This is a genomic window from Pseudomonas sp. UBA6323 (genome assembly GCF_002439135.1).
In the GTDB taxonomy this organism is placed as follows: Bacteria; Pseudomonadota; Gammaproteobacteria; order Pseudomonadales; family Pseudomonadaceae; genus Aquipseudomonas.
Genome location: NZ_DJSX01000039.1, coordinates 630 through 17912 on the forward strand (window position 1 = coordinate 630; position 17283 = coordinate 17912).

General features: G+C 61.8%; 18 protein-coding genes, 1 other RNA gene and 1 pseudogene. 14 read left to right on the forward strand and 6 right to left on the reverse strand.

The genetic code is table 11. The features are described 5' to 3' along the window. A pseudogene (locus tag B3P22_RS08485) lies at nt 1-472 on the forward strand (tryptophan--tRNA ligase); the annotation flags it as partial. 200 nt (nt 473-672) lie between these two features. Continuing rightward, entirely contained in the window at nt 673-1767 is a 1095-nt protein-coding gene (zapE, locus tag B3P22_RS08490) for a cell division protein ZapE (protein WP_275547036.1), read from the forward strand. 391 nt (nt 1768-2158) lie between these two features. On the opposite strand, the gene B3P22_RS08495 is transcribed toward zapE, so the two are convergent. Continuing rightward, nucleotides 2159-3064: a GlxA family transcriptional regulator gene (locus B3P22_RS08495; RefSeq protein WP_197857510.1), complete on the reverse strand. Its 906-nt coding sequence runs from the start codon at nt 3062-3064 to the stop codon at nt 2159-2161. Between the two features lie 233 nt (nt 3065-3297). Between B3P22_RS08495 and B3P22_RS08500 the strand changes: the two genes are divergently transcribed. Next, nucleotides 3298-4437 carry an acyl-CoA dehydrogenase family protein gene (locus B3P22_RS08500; protein ID WP_419096424.1) on the forward strand — a complete coding sequence of 380 codons (1140 nt, stop codon included), beginning with the start codon at nt 3298-3300 and terminating at the stop codon, nt 4435-4437. Between the two features lie 72 nt (nt 4438-4509). Then, on the forward strand, nt 4510-5223 hold the full coding sequence (nfi, locus tag B3P22_RS08505) for a deoxyribonuclease V (RefSeq protein ID WP_275547038.1): 714 nt from the start codon (nt 4510-4512) through the stop codon (nt 5221-5223). Here the strand turns inward: nfi and B3P22_RS08510 are convergent. Beyond that, nucleotides 5220-6257, reverse strand: coding sequence for an NADP(H)-dependent aldo-keto reductase (locus tag B3P22_RS08510; RefSeq protein ID WP_296270654.1), 1038 nt, complete (start codon nt 6255-6257; stop codon nt 5220-5222). The two genes, nfi and B3P22_RS08510, sit on opposite strands and share 4 nt — an antisense overlap. 247 nt (nt 6258-6504) lie before the next feature. Here B3P22_RS08510 and rplM point away from each other — a divergent pair, with 247 nt between their 5' ends. The 7 genes from rplM (at nt 6505) to B3P22_RS08545 (ending at nt 11384) form a co-directional block, all read left to right on the forward strand. Continuing rightward, nucleotides 6505-6933 carry a 50S ribosomal protein L13 gene (gene rplM / locus B3P22_RS08515; RefSeq protein ID WP_003242947.1) on the forward strand — a complete coding sequence of 143 codons (429 nt, stop codon included), beginning with the start codon at nt 6505-6507 and terminating at the stop codon, nt 6931-6933. 14 nt (nt 6934-6947) lie between these two features. Then, nucleotides 6948-7340 (forward strand): 30S ribosomal protein S9, encoded by a 393-nt coding sequence (rpsI, locus tag B3P22_RS08520; protein ID WP_161864970.1) that lies wholly within the window; start codon nt 6948-6950, stop codon nt 7338-7340. 254 nt (nt 7341-7594) lie between these two features. Next, on the forward strand, nt 7595-8188 hold the full coding sequence (gene petA, locus B3P22_RS08525; RefSeq protein WP_197857500.1) for a ubiquinol-cytochrome c reductase iron-sulfur subunit: 594 nt from the start codon (nt 7595-7597) through the stop codon (nt 8186-8188). Next, nucleotides 8188-9399: a cytochrome b gene (locus B3P22_RS08530; RefSeq protein ID WP_143506930.1), complete on the forward strand. Its 1212-nt coding sequence runs from the start codon at nt 8188-8190 to the stop codon at nt 9397-9399. The genes petA and B3P22_RS08530 overlap by 1 nt, the downstream gene beginning before the upstream one ends. Further along, on the forward strand, nt 9399-10181 hold the full coding sequence (locus B3P22_RS08535) for a cytochrome c1 (RefSeq protein ID WP_161864972.1): 783 nt from the start codon (nt 9399-9401) through the stop codon (nt 10179-10181). The genes B3P22_RS08530 and B3P22_RS08535 overlap by 1 nt, the downstream gene beginning before the upstream one ends. 158 nt (nt 10182-10339) lie before the next feature. Next, the gene (locus B3P22_RS08540) at nt 10340-10957 is read left to right on the forward strand and encodes a glutathione S-transferase N-terminal domain-containing protein (protein WP_013714134.1); all 618 of its coding nucleotides are present in this window, start codon (nt 10340-10342) and stop codon (nt 10955-10957) included. Between the two features lie 13 nt (nt 10958-10970). Beyond that, nucleotides 10971-11384: a ClpXP protease specificity-enhancing factor gene (locus B3P22_RS08545; protein WP_197857499.1), complete on the forward strand. Its 414-nt coding sequence runs from the start codon at nt 10971-10973 to the stop codon at nt 11382-11384. Nucleotides 11385-11727: 343 nt separating this feature from the next. Here the strand turns inward: B3P22_RS08545 and B3P22_RS08550 are convergent, their stop codons facing one another. The 4 genes from B3P22_RS08550 to B3P22_RS08565 are packed head-to-tail and all read right to left on the reverse strand — an operon-like array spanning nt 11728 to nt 15041. Next, nucleotides 11728-12261: a BON domain-containing protein gene (locus B3P22_RS08550; RefSeq protein ID WP_197857498.1), complete on the reverse strand. Its 534-nt coding sequence runs from the start codon at nt 12259-12261 to the stop codon at nt 11728-11730. Beyond that, nucleotides 12258-12851, reverse strand: coding sequence for a phosphoheptose isomerase (locus B3P22_RS08555; protein ID WP_197857497.1), 594 nt, complete (start codon nt 12849-12851; stop codon nt 12258-12260). The genes B3P22_RS08550 and B3P22_RS08555 overlap by 4 nt, the downstream gene beginning before the upstream one ends. Nucleotides 12852-12876: 25 nt before the next feature. Beyond that, complete coding sequence (locus B3P22_RS08560; RefSeq protein WP_296270655.1) at nt 12877-13236, reverse strand: YraN family protein; 360 nt, start codon at nt 13234-13236, stop codon at nt 12877-12879. Further along, a complete protein-coding gene (locus B3P22_RS08565) occupies nt 13233-15041 on the reverse strand; it encodes a penicillin-binding protein activator (protein ID WP_296270656.1) in 1809 nt (602 codons plus the stop codon). Before B3P22_RS08565 ends, B3P22_RS08560 begins: the two co-directional genes overlap by 4 nt. Nucleotides 15042-15130: 89 nt before the next feature. On the opposite strand from B3P22_RS08565, the gene rsmI reads away from it, so the two are divergent. From rsmI to mraZ, 3 genes are all read left to right on the forward strand, one after another. After that, entirely contained in the window at nt 15131-16030 is a 900-nt protein-coding gene (gene rsmI, locus B3P22_RS08570) for a 16S rRNA (cytidine(1402)-2'-O)-methyltransferase (protein ID WP_197857493.1), read from the forward strand. Nucleotides 16031-16168: 138 nt separating this feature from the next. Further along, nucleotides 16169-16516: RNase P RNA component class A (rnpB, locus tag B3P22_RS08575), an RNA gene on the forward strand. Between the two features lie 311 nt (nt 16517-16827). Further along, on the forward strand, nt 16828-17283 hold the full coding sequence (gene mraZ, locus B3P22_RS08580) for a division/cell wall cluster transcriptional repressor MraZ (RefSeq protein ID WP_296270657.1): 456 nt from the start codon (nt 16828-16830) through the stop codon (nt 17281-17283).

A 17283-nucleotide genomic window follows, 5' to 3' on the forward strand; every position in this document is an offset into this window, starting at 1 on the left:
CGAGCGCTACAACGCGCTGATCGCCAAGCCGGCCGATTTGGAGGACATTCTCCTCGCCGGCGCCGCCAAGGCGCGCAAGATCGCCACACCATTCCTCGGCGAACTGCGCGAGGCGGTGGGCTTGCGCTCGTTCCGTGAGCAGGTGCAGGTGGCTACTGGCGAGAAGAAGAAAGCCAGCAAGAGCGCACGCTTCGTCAGCTTCCGCGATGACGACGGCAGCTTCCGCTTCCGTCTGCTGGATGTCGATGGCGAGCAACTGCTGTTGTCGAAATCCTTCGCCGATGGCAAGTCGGCCGGTATGGTCAACAAGCGCCTGCAGTCCGGCGAAGCGCTGGATGTGCGTGCCGATGGTCTGGCGTTCTCGGTATGGATTGACGGTGAAAACGTGGCAGGCAGCCCCGAATTTGCCGACGGTCAGGCCGTGGAAGCTGCCATCGCCCGCCTGCGTGAGGCGCTTGCGCCGCAGGAGTGAGGTAGGCTATCGCTCCCCTCTCCCGCTTGCGGGAGAGGGGCTGGGGGAGAGGGTTGTCCGGTGCACCGCGTCGTCGGCCTGCCCTCTCCCCGACCCTCTCCCATAAATGGGAGAGGGAGTGCCTGGCTTGCACCGATTGCCAATCAACGGGGGCGTCGCTAAAGTGACGCCCCCGTTTTTACTTGCCCGGCTAACGAATCATGACCCCCTTAGAGCGTTATCAGGCCGACCTCAAGCGGCCCGACTTCTTCCATGATGCGGCCCAGGAAAATGCCGTCCGCCATCTGCAGCGTCTATACGACGATCTGATCGCGCGCGACCAGGGCAAGTCCGGGCTGATGGGCAAGCTGTTCGGCAAGAAGCCGCAGGGGCCGGTCAAGGGCCTTTACTTCTGGGGCGGCGTGGGACGCGGCAAGACCTATCTGGTCGACACCTTCTTCGATGCGCTGCCGTTCGAGCAGAAGATGCGCACCCACTTCCACCGTTTCATGAAGCGCGTGCACGAGGAAATGAAGACCCTCAAGGGCGAGAAGAATCCGCTGACCATCATTGGCAAGCGTTTCGCCGACGAGGCGCGGGTGATCTGCTTCGACGAGTTCTTCGTCAGCGACATCACCGACGCGATGATCCTCGCCACACTGCTCGAAGAGCTGTTCAAGAACGGTGTGTCGCTGGTCGCCACCTCCAACATCGTTCCGGACGGCCTGTACAAGGATGGCCTGCAGCGTGCGCGCTTCCTGCCAGCCATCGCTTTGCTCAAGGAGCATACCGATATCGTCAACGTCGACAGCGGCGTCGACTACCGCCTGCGTGCACTGGAGCAGGCCGAGCTGTTCCACTACCCACTCGGGCCGACGGCGGAAGAGAGCCTGCGCAAGAGCTTCCAGAGCCTGCTGCCCGACTGCACGCACATGGTGGAGAACGAGGCGCTGATGATCGAGAACCGCGCGATAAACGCCGTACGTGTGTGCGAGGACGTGGCCTGGTTCGAGTTCCGCGAACTCTGCGACGGCCCGCGCAGCCAGAACGACTACATCGAGCTGGGCAAGATCTTCCACGCGGTGATCCTGGCCAACGTCGAGCAGATGGGCGTGGCCAAGGACGACATGGCACGGCGCTTTATCAATCTGGTAGATGAGTTCTACGACCGCAACGTCAAGCTGATCATCTCTGCCGAGGTGGAGCTCAAGGATCTCTACACCGGCGGCCGCCTGAGCTTCGAGTTCCAGCGTACGCTGAGCCGTCTGCTGGAAATGCAATCGCACGAGTTCCTCTCGCGCCCACACCGCCCCTGAGAAACTGACGAGCCACGATAAATAGCGCTCAAGTCAACGCTGTTCGCCAAGGCTGCATGTGCCTGTCTCCCCTCGCCCACTTGGGGGAGGGGTTGGGGGAGAGGGCTGAAATACAGCAAGGCTGTCAGTTCCTCCGTCCCAACCCTTTTCCCGAAGAGGTGAGGGACTGATCGCGTTCGGCCGCTTACGTGAACAGCGTTACGCCTGCGGGCGTGCCTTACGGCCTTCGGTTTCTCGCTAGCTTCTGCTGAGGCTAAGCCAGCAGATTTGCGCATAAGCCATTTCCCGCTTATCCATGGCAGTGGCCGCCTTGCTCGTTGCCGCGAGTTGTCTTTGCTGTCGCCTTACACCTACGTCAGATAGCTGGCGAACTCGACGGGCAGGGCGACGCTTACTCCTGTTTTTCCTTCTGCTGAAATTGCCGGCGGTACTGGTTCGGCGACAGGTCGGTGTGCTGGCGGAACAGGCGTGCAAAGAAGCTGGCGTCGTCGTAACCGACTTCGTAGCTGATGGTCTTGATGCTCTTGCGTGTGGAGGAGAGCAGGCTCTTGGCGGTTTCGATGCGCAGGCGCTGCAGGTAGTGCAGCGGTTTGTCGCCGGTGGCGCCCTGGAAGCGACGCATGAAGTTGCGAATGCTCATGCCGTGCTCGCGGGCTACGTCCTCGAAACGGAATTTGTCGGCGTAGTGCTCCTCCAGCCAATGCTGGATCTGCAGTACGGTGACGTCCTGATGCAGTTTCTGCCCGCCGAAGCCGATGCGCCCCGGCGTATAACTGCGTTGCACCTCGTAGAGAATGTCACGTGCCACACCCTGGGCGACGCCAGCGCCGCAGTAACGTTCGATCAGGTAGATATACAGATCGCAGGCCGAGGTGACGCCGCCGGCGCAATACAGGTTGTCGGCATCCGACAGATGCTTGTCCTGGTTGAGCAGGACCTTGGGGAAGCGCTCGGCGAACTCGCGGAAGAAGCGCCAGTAGGTAGTGGCCTCCTTGCCGTCGAGCAGGCCAGCTTCGGCCATCCAGAATACGCCGCTGGCTTCTCCGCAGATCGCCGTACCGCTGGCATGCTGACGCTTGAGCCAGTCCAGCACCTGCGGGTAACGACGGCTGAGCGCATCGAAGTCGTCCCAGAAGGCCGGCAGGATGATCACATCGCAGGCGTCCAGGCCGCTATCGACCGGAACGCGTACATTGCTGAAGCTGTTCACCGGCTGGCCGTCGGGGCTGACCAAGTGGATTTCGAAAGGCGGCTTAAGGTCAAGACCTTGCTGCTTGGCGTAGCGAACGCCAGCCATGTGGAAAAAGTCCTTGGCTTGCATCACCGTAGAGGCGAACACGCCGTCGGTGGCGAGAATGCTGACGCGCCGTAAGGCGCCTGACTGATGATTAACCATATGTTGTTTTTATAAAGGCTAAGTGGTCACTGGGTGGCTGGATCGTCTTATTTTTTGGCGCTTGTGTCCAGTGTAAGCAAGCGTTTGCTTGGCTAAAGTCGAGCGCTGATTCCTCGATGACTACAGGTAGCGCTATGATTCCCAGAACCCTATTCAGCTCCGACCATGAACTGTTCCGAGACAGCGTGCGCAAGTTTCTCGAGCAGGAAGCGGTGCCTCATCATCATCAATGGGAGAAGGACGGCCATATCGATCGGGCGCTGTGGAACAAGGCGGGTGAGGCCGGCATGCTCTGCTCGCATATCCCCGAAGAGTACGGCGGCATGGCGGCCGACTTCCTCTACAGCACCGTGGTGATCGAGGAGATCGGTCGTCTGGGGCTGACCGGTATCGGCTTCTCGCTGCACTCGGACATCGTCGCGCCGTACATCCTGCATTACGGCAGCGAGGCGCTGAAGCAGCGCTACCTGCCCAAGCTGGTGAGCGGCGAGATGGTCACCGCCATCGCCATGACCGAGCCGGGCGCCGGCTCCGACTTGCAGGGTGTGAAGACCACCGCTGTGCTCGATGGCGACGAGTACGTCATCAATGGCTCGAAGACCTTCATCACCAATGGCTGGCTGGCGGATCTGGTCATCGTCGTGGCCAAGACCGACCCCAAGGCCGGCGCCAAGGGCACCAGCCTGTTCCTGGTGGAGGCCAATACGCCGGGCTTCTCCAAGGGCAAGCGCCTGGAAAAAGTCGGCATGAAAGCGCAGGACACCTCCGAGCTGTTCTTCCAGGATGTACGCGTGCCCAAGGAAAACCTGCTGGGTCAGCCGGGCATGGGCTTCGCCTACCTGATGCAGGAATTGCCGCAGGAGCGTCTGACCGTCGGCATCGGCGCGCTGGCTTCGGCCGAGGCGGCGCTCAAGTGGACGCTGGAGTACACCCGCGAGCGCAAGGCATTCGGCAAGGCCGTGGCGGATTTCCAGAATACTCGCTTCAAGCTTGCCGAGATGGCGACCGAAATTCAGGTCGGCCGGGTGTTCATCGACCGCTGTTTGGAGCTGCACCTTGATGGCAAGCTCGATGTGCCGACTGCGGCGATGCTCAAGTACTGGACCACTGACCTGCAGTGCAAGGTACTCGATGAGTGCGTGCAACTGCACGGCGGCTACGGCTTCATGTGGGAGTATCCGATTGCGCGTGCCTGGGCTGATGCGCGCGTGCAGCGCATCTATGCCGGTACCAACGAGATCATGAAGGAGATCATTTCCCGCTCGTTGGTGTAATGGGGTAGTGGTTCACGGGGCGAACTCAGGCGTCGCCCCGCGGCTCCAAGGTAGAAATGCCTGGAGAGCCTCATGACCCGATTGAGCGATCTGGCTGCCGCCCCCTTCGCGGATTGGGACGGCAGCCCGACGGCTGCCCGCGAATTGCAGACGCAACTGGCCCGGCAAGTACGGCTGGAGGACGATTATCCGCCGCTGCGGCGCTTGGCGGGTGTGGATGTCGGCTTCGAGGAGGGCGGCGCCATCACTCGCGCTGCCGCAGTGCTATTGGACGCCGATACTCTCGAACCGCTGGCCGAGTGCGTGGCGCGCATTCCCACCAGCATGCCCTACGTGCCGGGGTTGCTGTCCTTTCGCGAATTGCCCGCTTTGCTTCGAGCATTGGTTGATCTGCCGCACGAACCGGATCTGGTCTTCGTCGACGGTCACGGCATCGCCCATCCGCGCGGTCTGGGCATCGCCGCGCACCTGGGCGTGGTCAGCGGCTTGCCGACCATTGGTGTGGCCAAGAAGATTCTCACCGGACATCACGCCGAGCTGGATGAGGCGCGTGGTGCGCGCGTCGAGCTGCTGAGCAGGAGAGGCGAGCGAATCGGCTGGGTGTTGCGCAGCAAGGATGGTGTGCGACCGCTGATCGTCTCTCCGGGCAATCGGGTCAGTCTCGAGCGAGCGCCGGAGCTGGTCATGGCCTGCGTCAGGCGTCACCGCCTGCCCGAACCGACCCGACTGGCCGATCGCCTGGCCTCGCGACGCGATGCCAGGAACGATCAGCCCTCTCTTTTTTAGGGCGCGGGGTTGGGCTGCGCCTTGTGAATCGCCTCGATACCGGCAAGCACCTCTTCGGAGAGTTTCAACCCGGCGCTGGCGATGTTGCTGTCCAACTGCTCCAGGCTGGTGGCACCGATGATGTTGCTGGTTACGAACGGCTGCGCGGTAACGAAAGCCAGGGCCATCTGCGCCGGGTCCAGGCCATGCTCGCGGGCCAGGGTCACGTAGCGGGAGGTGGCTGCGATGCTCTGTGCGTTGTTGTAGCGCTGGAAACGTTCGAACAGGGTCAGGCGCGCGCCGGCCGGTTTCTCGCCGCCTTCGTACTTGCCGCTGAGCATGCCGAACGCCAGCGGTGAATAGGCCAGCAGGCCGCACTGCTCGCGAATCGCCACCTCGGCCAGGCCGACCTCGAAGCTGCGGTTGAGCAGGTTGTAGGGGTTCTGGATCGATACAGCGCGCGGCCAGCCGCGGCTCTCGGCCAGTTGCAGGAATTTCATGGTGCCCCAGGGTGTTTCGTTGGACAGGCCGATGTGGCGAATCTTGCCGGCCTTGACCTGCTCGTCGAGCACTTCGAGCGTTTCTTCCAGCGGCGTGAAATCAACGTCCTTGTGTTTGTAGTCGAGCTGACCGAAGAAGTTGGTCGGGCGCTCAGGCCAGTGCAACTGATACAGGTCGATCCAGTCGGTCTGCAGGCGCTCGAGGCTGGCATCCAGCGCGGCGACGATGTGCTGGCGGTTGAATTTGAGCTGGCCATCGCGGATGTGGCTGATGCCGTTGCCGGGGCCGGCGATCTTGCTGGCCAGAATCCAGTCGGCGCGATCGCCGTGGCGCTTGAAATAGCTGCCGATGATCTGCTCGGTCTTGCGGTAGGTTTCAGCGCGCGGCGGCACCGGATACATCTCGGCGGTATCGATGAAATTGATGCCGCTGGCCTTGGCCCGCTCGATCTGGGCATGGCCTTCGCTCTCGCTGTTCTGCTCGCCCCAGGTCATCGTGCCCAGGCACAGGGCGCTGACATCGAGATCGGTTCGGCCTAGCTTGCGGTATTCCATGAAGTGCTCCTTGGCTAAAAGAGTCATACAAGCAGGTTGAAATTTTTTTCGCAATCCGGATAATCCGGCACCTCTTTCTGCGGTGGAAGTGATGCGCCGCCTGCCGAAGAATCTTGCCGTATTGTGGACGCGCTGACCCGAGCCCCCGATAGCGTCCGTATGCGGCTGCCTTTGACTTGTCAAAGTACGCACTATCCAGTAAGATCCGCCGTCTATTTTTGCTGGGCGGCCCCTGAGGCTATAAAGAATGAAAACTTTTACTGCTAAACCGGAAACAGTAAAACGCGATTGGTTCGTCGTTGATGCTGCTGGTCAGACCCTGGGTCGTCTGGCCACCGAAATCGCGAGCCGTCTGCGTGGCAAGCACAAGCCTGAGTACACCCCGCACGTTGATACCGGCGACTACATCGTCGTGATCAATGCCGAGCAGGTGCGTGTAACTGGTGCCAAAGCCAGCGACAAGAAGTACTACTCCCACTCCGGTTTCCCGGGCGGCATCAAAGAGATCAACTTCGAGAAGCTGATCGCTCGTGCTCCTGAGCGCGTGATCGAGACCGCGGTCAAAGGCATGCTGCCGAAGAACCCGCTGGGTCGCGACATGTACCGTAAGCTGAAGGTGTACAAGGGTGCCGCTCACCCGCACACCGCTCAGCAGCCCCAAGAACTGAAGATTTAACGGAATAGTTCATTATGTCGGCGACTCAAAACTACGGCACTGGCCGTCGCAAGACCGCAACCGCGCGCGTTTTCCTGCGTCCGGGCACTGGTAACATCTCGATCAACAATCGCAACCTGGATACCTTCTTCGGTCGCGAAACCGCTCGCATGGTCGTGCGTCAGCCGCTGGAGCTGACCGAGACCGTCGAGAAGTTCGACATCTTCGTCACCGTTGCTGGTGGTGGTGTCAGCGGCCAGGCCGGTGCCATCCGTCACGGCATCACCCGCGCTCTGATCGAGTACGACGAGACCCTGCGCAGCCCGCTGCGTAAAGCCGGTTACGTCACTCGTGACGCCCGTGAAGTCGAGCGTAAGAAAGTCGGTCTGCGCAAGGCGCGTAAGCGTCCGCAGTACTCGAAGCGTTAATCGCGTCTACGCTTCCAAAAGCGCCCAGTTTCCTTACGGAGCTGGGCGTTTTTTATGGGCCTGGAAAATTGCTGCGACAACGTGCCGCATACGCGCAAGCCGCACGCGCCAAGGCTTTCGCCAGTCTCTTCGGGGGTAATTACCTTGTCAGAAAAGGGGCTTTTCTTTACCATTTGGCGAATTTTTTGCGCGGCCCGATTTTTACTTAGTAGAGGCCTGAACAACAGGCCACAAAGCTGATGGGAGACGACTGAATGAGCAATGACGGCGTGAATGCAGGCCGGCGTCGCTTCCTGGTTGCAGCCACCTCCGTGGTGGGTGCAGCAGGGGCGGTAGGTGCTGCGACTCCGTTCGTGGGGTCATGGTTCCCCAGTGCCAAGGCCAAGGCGGCCGGTGCACCGGTGAAGGTGAACGTCGGCAAGATCGAAGCAGGTCAGCAGATGGTTGCTGAATGGCGCGGTCAGCCGGTGTTCATCGTGCGCCGTACCGAGGAGATTCTGGCCAACCTGACCAAGATCGAAGGTAGCGTTGCGGATCCCGAGTCGGCTGCTTCCGTGCAGCCTGAGTACGTGGATAAGAAAACCCGCTCGATCAAGCCGGAACTGCTGGTGCTGGTAGGTCTTTGCACCCACCTTGGCTGTGCGCCGTCCTTCCGCCCGGAAGTCGCCCCGGCTGACCTGGGGCCGGACTGGGTTGGCGGCTATTTCTGCCCCTGCCATGGTTCGCGCTACGACCTCGCCGGTCGCGTGTATAAGGCCCAGCCTGCGCCGCTGAATCTGCCAGTGCCGCCGCACACCTACGAGACGGATGATGTGATCATCATCGGTGTGGACCAGGAGAACGCGTGATGAGCAAATTCATGGAATGGGTGGATGCGCGCTTCCCCGCCACCAAGATGTGGGAAGATCATCTCTCCAAGTACTACGCCCCGAAGAACTTCAACTTCTTCTACTTCTTCGGCTCGCTGGCACTGCTGGTGCTGGTCAACCAGATCGTTACCGGTATCTGGCTGACCATGAGCTTCGAACCTTCGGCCGAAGGCGCTTTCGCCTCCGTCGAATACATCATGCGTGACGTCGAGTACGGCTGGATCCTGCGCTATCTGCACTCCACCGGCGCTTCGGCGTTCTTCGTGGTGGTCTACCTGCACATGTTCCGCGGTCTGCTCTACGGTTCCTATCAGAAGCCGCGCGAGCTGGTGTGGATCTTCGGCATGCTGATCTATCTGGTGCTGATGGCCGAGGCCTTCATGGGCTACCTGCTGCCGTGGGGCCAGATGTCCTACTGGGGCGCCCAGGTGATCATCTCGCTGTTCGGTGCCATCCCTGTCATCGGTGACGACCTGACCCAGTGGATCCGTGGTGACTACCTGATCTCCGGCATCACCCTGAACCGCTTCTTCGCCCTGCACGTGATCGCGCTGCCGATCGTTCTGCTCGGCCTGGTCGTGCTGCACATCCTGGCGTTGCACGAAGTCGGCTCGAACAACCCGGACGGCGTCGACATCAAGAAGTTCAAAGACGAGAACGGCGTGCCGCTGGACGGTATCGCGTTCCACCCGTACTACACCGTGAAGGACATCGTCGGCGTAGTGGTCTTCCTGTTCGTGTTCTGCTTCGTGGTGTTCTTCTTCCCGGAAATGGGCGGTTACTTCCTCGAGAAGCCGAACTTCGAAGCGGCCAACCCGTTCAAGACCCCTGAGCACATCGCGCCGGTTTGGTACTTCACTCCGTTCTACGCGATTCTGCGTGCGGTACCGGACAAGCTGCTCGGCGTCATCGCCATGGGTGCTGCCATCGCCGTGCTGTTCGTGCTGCCTTGGCTCGACCGCAGCCCGGTCAAGTCGATGCGCTACAAGGGTTGGCTGAGCAAGATCTGGCTGGTGGTGTTCTGCATCTCCTTCGTCATCCTGGGCGTGCTGGGTGTGCTGGCGCCGACCCCGGGTCGTACCCTGCTGTCGCAGGTGTGCACCTTCCTGTACTTCGCGTACTTCATCCTGATGCCGTTCTACACCAGGATGGAGAAGACCAAACCGGTTCCGGAAAGGGTGACTGGCTGATGAAAAAGCTCTTTGCTGCATTTGTTTTCGCTGCGCTGCCGGCCCTCAGCTTCGCCGCCGGTGGTCATGATGTGCAATTGGACAAGGTCGACATCGACCTGACCGACAAGGCTGCCATGCAGGACGGCGCACGTACCTTCGCCAACTACTGCATGGGCTGCCACTCGGCCCAGTACCAGCGTTACGAGCGCGTTGCCGATGACCTCGGCATCCCGCATGAAATCATGCTGGACAACTTGGTGTTCAACGACGCCAAGATCGGCGACCACATGAAGATCGGCATGAAGCCGGACGATGCCAAGGCCTGGTTCGGCGCAGCGCCGCCCGATCTGACCCTGGTCGCTCGTGTGCGTGGCAACGACTGGCTGTACACCTACCTGCGTACTTTCTACGCCGACCCGACCCGTCCCCTGGGCTCCAACAACAAGGTGTTCCCGAACGTCGGTATGCCCAACGTGCTGGTCGGCCTGCAGGGCAATCAGGTCATCGGTTGCAAGCAGGTTCAGGTCGTCACCGACGGCAAGAAGCAATTCGACCCGCTGACCGGTGCGCCGATCACTCACGAGGCCTGCGATCAGCTCACCATCGAGCCGAACACCGGCAAGCTGAGCGAGGCGGAGTTCGACGAGAAGATCAAGAACCTGGTGACCTTCCTGGCCTACTCGGCCAACCCGGTCAAGCTGAAATCCCAGCGCATCGGCACCTACGTGCTGCTGTACCTGGCGTTCTTCTTCGTGTTCGCCTACCTGCTCAAGCGTGAGTACTGGAAGGACGTTCACTAAGTCGTTCGAGCTGCATGAGACCTGCGCGCCCTGAGGGGCGCGCAGGTTTTTCTGCCCTGCCATTTCTAACGGCCGCCTTAGGGCGCCGTGTCTGCGACGAAAAATTGCTCCGGCAATTTTTCCTGTTTCTGAATAATCAAAAAGCGAGGAGGATCGCCATGGCGGTGACCAACAGGTTGACCTGCTACTCCGACCCCGCCGATCACTATTCCCATCGCGTGCGTCTGGTGCTCGCCGAGAAAGGTGTCAGCGTCGAGATCATCGATGTCGAGCAGGGCCGCTGTCCGCCCAAGCTTGCCGAAGTCAATCCCTATGGCAGTTTGCCGACCCTGGTCGACCGTGACCTGGCGCTGTACGAGGCGTCCGTGGTGATGGAGTATCTCGACGAGCGTTATCCGCATCCGCCGCTGTTGCCGGTCTATCCCGTGGCACGCGCCAACAGCCGTCTGCTGATGCATCGCATCCAGCGTGACTGGTGCGTGCTGGTCGACCGTATTCTCGACAAGCGCAGCAAGGAGGCTGAGCGCCAGCTGGCGCGCAAGGAGCTGCGCGAGAGCCTGACAGGTGTATCGCCACTGTTCGCGGACAAGGCATTCTTCCTCAGCGAGGAGCTGAGTCTGGTGGATTGTTGTCTACTGCCCATTCTCTGGCGTTTGCCGGTGCTGGGTATCGAGCTGCCGCGTCCGGCCAAGCCGCTGCTCGACTATATGGAGCGCCAGTTCGCCCGTGAGGCCTTTCAGGCCAGTCTTTCCGCAGCCGAGCGCGCAATGCGCTGAGAAGGAGGAAGTCATGAATTCCAGTCGTCCCTACCTGGTTCGCGCCCTGTACGAATGGATCGTCGATAACGATTGCACGCCGCACCTGCTGGTCAATGCCGAGCACCCTGGAGTGCAGGTGCCATCTGGCTTCGCCAGTGACGGCCAGATCGTGCTCAATGCCTCGCCCAGTGCCGTGCGCCATCTGCACATGGACAATGAGGCGGTGAGCTTCGAAGGGCGCTTCGGCGGTGTGGCGCACAGTCTCTATATCCCTGCTGCAGCGATCCTGGCGATCTATGCGCGGGAGAACGGCCAGGGCATGGTCTTCGATATGGAACCGTCGATTGCCGGCGGCCCGGAGGAACCGGGGCCGGATGATGACGGTCCGTCCGGTGACGAGCCACCGCGTCCCAGCGGCCGACCCAGCCTCAAGGTGGTGAAATAGGGTTGGAGCGTAATGCTGTTCACATAAGAAAATGGTCGAGCGCGATCAGTCCCTCGCCCCTTTGGGGAGAGGGTTAGGGCGGGCCGCGTTCGGCGAGGGGAAAGCTAGTAGTTTGCGGTGCTGTCAGCCCTCTCCCCCAGCCCCTCTCCCATAAATGGGAGAGGGGAGCCAAACGCATGCAACCTTAAGTGAACAGCGTTAGGGTAGGAGCGAGCTCTGCTCGCGAATCCGCTCGACGCAAAAGCTTCGCGAGCAGAGCTCGCTCCTACGGGAAGCAATCTTTGCCGCACACGAAAACGGGCGCCCTTGGGCGCCCGTTCTTGTTCCGCAGTTTAAGACGGCTTCAGTTGGTGTATTCGAACAGGCGCACGACCCGCTGTACGCCTGACACACCCTGTACCACGCGGGTGGCGGCGTTGGCTTCTTCGCGCGTCACCAGGCCGAGCATATAGACGATGCCGTTTTCGGTGACGACCTTCACGCGTGCGCTCGGCACATTACTGTCGGCCAGCATCTGGGTCTTGATCTTGGTGGTCAGCAGCGAGTCGTTGCTGCGCGCCAGCAGGGATGCCGGTTGCTGCACCTGCAGTTCGTTGTAGACCTTCTTCACGCCCTGTACGCCACGAGCGGTCTGCGCGGCGCGATCCTTGAGCTCGTTACGCGGAGTTTGCCCGGCGAGCAGGATCACGCCGTTGTAGCTGGTGACCACGATGCGCGAGGTCGGGCTGGACAGGTCGGCATGAGCGTTGCTGATACGCGAGGCGACCTCCGGGCCGAGGAACTGGTCGTCGATCTTGTTGCCGATGCTGCGGCTACCGCAGCCTGCCAGGCTCAGGGTAACGGCCAGGGCGGCCAGAATCAGGGCGGAACGCTTCATTCTTCACTCCCAAACAATTGACTGTCGATCAGGTCGCACAAGCAGTGGATGGTCAGCAGGTGGACTTCCTGGATGCGTGCGGTGGCTTTTGCTGGAACGCGGATCTCGACGTCTTCCGGTAGCAGCAGCGAGGCCATGCCCCCGCCATCGCGGCCGGTGAGGGCGACGACGATCATTTCGCGGTCATGCGCAGCTTGAATGGCCTGGATGACATTGGCTGAGTTGCCGCTGGTGGAAATTGCCAGCAGCACGTCGCCGGGTTGGCCGAGCGCGCGGATCTGTTTCGAAAAAACCTCGTTGTAGCTGTAGTCGTTGGCGATCGAGGTGATGGTCGAGCTGTCGGTGGTCAGGGCGATGGCTGGCAGGCTCGGGCGCTCACGCTCGAAGCGATTGAGCAGCTCGGAGGAAAAGTGCTGGGCATCGCCGGCAGAGCCGCCGTTGCCGCAGGAGAGAATCTTGCCCTCGTTGAGCAGCGCCTGGACCATCACCAGGCTGGCGTGCTCGATATAGGGTGCCAGGACTTCCATGGCCTGTTGCTTGGTGTCGATGCTGGCTTGGAAGAGCTGGCGGATTCGGGATTGCATGTCCATCGGTTAAACCTTGAATGTGCGGCCGTCAGGCGTCGAAGGCGTTCTTGATCCAGTCGAGGCGAGTGGTGCCGTCAGTGCTGATGGCGACCACATCGAAGCGGCAGGGGTAGCGGGTCCAGCGTGAGTGTTGCTGGAGGAAGAGTTCTGCGGCGATGACCAGCTTGCCACGCTTGCGCGCATCGATGCTCTCCAGGGCGCCGCCCCAGGCGCTATGGCGGCGGGCGCGGACTTCGACGAATACTACTGTATCGCCGTCGAGCATGACCAGATCGAGCTCGCCACGCCGACAGCTCCAGTTCTGTTCGATCAGGCGCAGGCCGTTACGTTCCAGATGCTGACGAGCCGCCTGTTCGGAGGCTCGGCCCAGATCATTGTGTGCGCTCAATTGATGCTGTCGGGAAGGCGCTGAACCTGGCCGCCACGGAACTCGGCCCAGGGCAGTTGGCGTTCGATGCGCTGCGTGGCATTGAGGCTGAGGCTGCCGGACAGGCCGTCGATGCGCGACTCAGGCAGCGCCTTGAGCTGGCCCAGGCGCGGTGCAAGGCGATAGGCGTCGACGCCCATGGCGTACAGGCGACCCAGGCTGCCGCCGGCCTGCGGCCACTGGTTCATGACTTCCTGGCGCAGCGGTGCGTGGGTGTCGAGCAGCCAGGGGGTTTCGCAGAAACGAATGCCTTCCAGGTCCTGATACTGAGCCTGGCTGTGCGCGCCGGTGAACAGGTGCGAGGTGGCGTAGACCGGCACGTCGCCGGCGTACTGGAAGGCCAGGGTCGGCTTGATCTGCTGCGCCTGTTGCGGTGTGGCGGCCAGGAAAATGAAGTCGATGTCCTGGCGGCGCGCCGGTTGCGCGTCCAGGCTGGTGCCCAGGGTGTTTTGCAGGCGGCGTGCACGGGCCTCGCTCTCACGCAGCTGGAACAGGTCGGCGATCTGGCGGGCCAGTTCCACGGGCTGGTCGACGTGCTCGGCGGCGATCAGGGTGCCGCCCTGGGCTTGCCAGCTCTGGCGGAAGGCATCCAGCACACGATCACCCCAATCACCACGCGGCACCAGGGCGACGGCGCGGCGCATTCCGTCATTCCAGGCGCGGCGCGCCACCTCGCGGGCCTCGTCCTCGGCCGCCAGGCCGAACTGGAACAACTGTGCGGGGCCTTCCTGGCCGGCATCGCTGTAGTTCAGGGCGAGGGTGGTGATGGGCAGTTGCTCGCGATCGCTGAGTTGCTTGACCAGTGGTTTTTCCAGTGGGCCGACCACCAGTTGCACGCCGTCGGCCTGCGCTTGCTGGTAGAAGGCGTCCAGCGAGCCGATGCGCGAACTGTCATAGAGCTTGATGTCAGGCGGGTTCTGTCCGGCCTGCTGGGCTTCGTAATGGGCGGCGAGGAAACCGTCGCGCAGTGCCCGGGCAACACTGGCAAGCTGACCTTCCTGTGGCAGCAGCAGGGCGATGCGGGTCAGCGGCTGGCTGGCCAGTTCGCGCAGCTTGCCCAGTGCTTCGGGCAGTTGCTCGGCAGCCGGGTGCTGCGGGTTCTGCGCGACCCACTGGTCGATGGCGGCTTGCTGCTGCTCGAGCGTGGCGCTGCTCTTGGTCAGCTGAGCCAGCTCCAGCCAGCCGGCCAGGTCACTGTCGGCGCCGGCAGAGGTTTGCGCTGGCAGAGCGGACACCAGTGCCCAGATATTCTCGTGGTTGTCATGGGCGGCCTGGCCACTCAGCAGTGGGGCGATGAACACGCGTTCGCGGGCGGCGGCCAGAGTCTGGCCGTCGGCTTCCAGGGCGCGTGCGCGAACCAGCTGGGTGCGAATCTGTTGCTCGACCGGCAATTCGCCCAGGCGCTCCAGGCTGGGATGCTGCAGCGCTTTCAGCGCGCTTTGCGGTTGCTGGCGGGCCATGGCCAGCTCCGCCTTCAGGGTACTGGCGAAGATCTGCTGCGCGGGCTGCAGGCTGGTGATATCGAGCTGCTCGAGAATGCGTGTGGCACGCGCCACGTCATGTTGCTGGTAGCTCTGGTCGGCTGCCGACAGGCGCAGTAGGGCGGCCTGTTCCGGTTTACTCTCGGCGGCTTGCTGGAGCATCTGCTCGATGCTCGCTTGTGGCGTACGCGGTAGCTGGCCCAGGTCGTTGGAGGGCGAGCTGGCGCAGGCGGCGAGCAAGCCTGCCAGGAAAAGAGCGGAAAGAGGACGCAGGCTAGCGATCATCGGGTCATCCTGATACTTGAGCAGATCAAGCGGCGATTGTACCCAAGCCCCGAGATCGGTGCGATGCCGCAGGGGCGGAACCGGCTAGAATGAGCGCTCATTCAATTAACGAGGTGTTTCCAGTGAGTCAGCCCGCAGTCGCAAGCGTCCAGCCCGGCAGCCTTTATGTGGTCGCCACGCCGATCGGCAACCTGGACGACATCAGTGCGCGGGCCTTGCGGATTCTGCGCGAGGTGGCGCTGATCGCCGCGGAGGACACTCGGCATTCGGCGCGCCTGCTGCAGCACTTCGGCATCGCAACGCCGTTGGCTGCCTGCCATGAGCACAACGAGCGCGACCAGGGCGGCCGCTTTCTGGCGCGGTTGCAGGCAGGGGAAGATGTGGCGCTGATTTCCGATGCCGGTACGCCGCTGATTTCCGATCCGGGCTATCACCTGGTGCGCCAGGCGCGTGCCGCCGGCTTCGCAGTGGTGCCGGTGCCGGGTGCCTGCGCGCTGATCGCGGCGCTGTCGGCCGCTGGTCTGCCATCCGATCGCTTCATCTTCGAGGGTTTCCTGCCAGCCAAGGCGGCGGGTCGCCGGGCGCGCCTGGAGCAGGTGCGCGAGGAGCCGCGCACGCTGATCTTCTATGAGGCGCCGCACCGTATTCTCGAGTGCCTGCAGGATATGCGCGACGTATTCGGCGCCGAGCGCCCGGCATTGCTGGCGCGTGAGCTGACCAAGACCTTCGAGACTCTGCAGGGGCTGCCGCTGGCCGAGCTGTGCGAGTGGGTGGGCGCAGACAGTAATCAGCAGCGTGGCGAGTGCGTGGTGCTGGTGGCGGGCTGGCAGGCGCCGGAAGGCGAGGAGGCGGTCAGCGCCGAAGCGCTGCGCGTGCTCGATCTGCTGATGGCGGAAATGCCCCTCAAGCGGGCGGCAGCGCTGGCGGCGCAGATCACCGGCGTGCGCAAGAACCTGCTGTATCAGGTGGCGCTGGAGCGCCAGCTGTAGGAGCGGCTTTAGCCGCGAATAGGGCAGGAGCGATGGTGGCCCATTCGCGGCTGATGCCGCTCCTACGCCAATGGTCGCAGCTGCTTTTTCTTGCAGCTTGTAGCTTGGCGCTTGCCGCTTTGTTACCCTTGCCGGCGGAGAGTCGATCGGACAGTCGCTGCCTTCGCAAGAAGGGGGAGGAAAGTCCGGGCTCCATAGGGCAGAGTGCCAGGTAACGCCTGGGAGGCGTGAGCCTACGGAAAGTGCCACAGAAAATAACCGCCTAAGCGTTTCGGCGCCGGTAAGGGTGAAAAGGTGCGGTAAGAGCGCACCGCACGGCTGGCAACAGTCCGTGGCTAGGTAAACCCCACTCGGAGCAAGACCAAATAGGGTTCCATCGGCGTGGCCCGCGCTGGAACCGGGTAGGTTGCTAAAGGCGTGCAGTGATGTACGTCGTAGAGGAATGGCTGTCCTCGACAGAACCCGGCTTACAGATCGACTCTCCTCTTCTCTCCCTTCTTGTTTCGCGCTTCTATCCCTCGCTGTTCTGATACCGAAAAATTCTTACTCTTAATAAATTACTTTAAGTTCGATTTTCAGCTCGCTGGAATGGCTGGAATTTGCCTGTCCTAAGCCGGCCCCGGCATCCCTTTTCCCCTCGCTTTTGTTCGCTAAATCTCCGTCCTGTAAGGATTTTTCCCTTTCGTGCCGCCTTGACGGTGGGGCGTAGGCGTTTCTATAGTGTGCGCAAGTGGTGAAAAGTGGCATGAAGTGGGTTTTTATGGGCAAGGAAAGCTAATTACAGGGGAAGCGCAGCCGTGTTTCGCGGAGCTAACGCCATCAGTCTCGACGCCAAAGGGCGCCTCGCGATGCCGAGTCGGTATCGTGACGAGCTCGTTTCGCGTTGCGCAGGCCAGCTCATCGTGACCATCGACATCAATGACCCCTGCCTGAACATCTATCCCCTGGTCGAGTGGGAGCGGATCGAGGAAAAGCTCAGCGTGCTGGCCTCCCTGGATGAGAAGAACCGGATCCTGCAGCGCCTGCTGGTGGGGAACGCGGTAGATCTCGAAATGGACGGCAGTGCCCGCATCCTGATCCCGCCGCGCCTGCGTGACCACGTCAAGCTGGACAAGCACGCGATGCTGGTCGGCCACCTGAACAAGTTCCAGTTGTGGGATGAAGAAACCTGGAATGCCCAAGCTGCAAACGACCTGGCCGCCATCAAGCTGCCGGGAGCCCTTTCCGATGAACTGCGTAGCCTGATCCTGTGA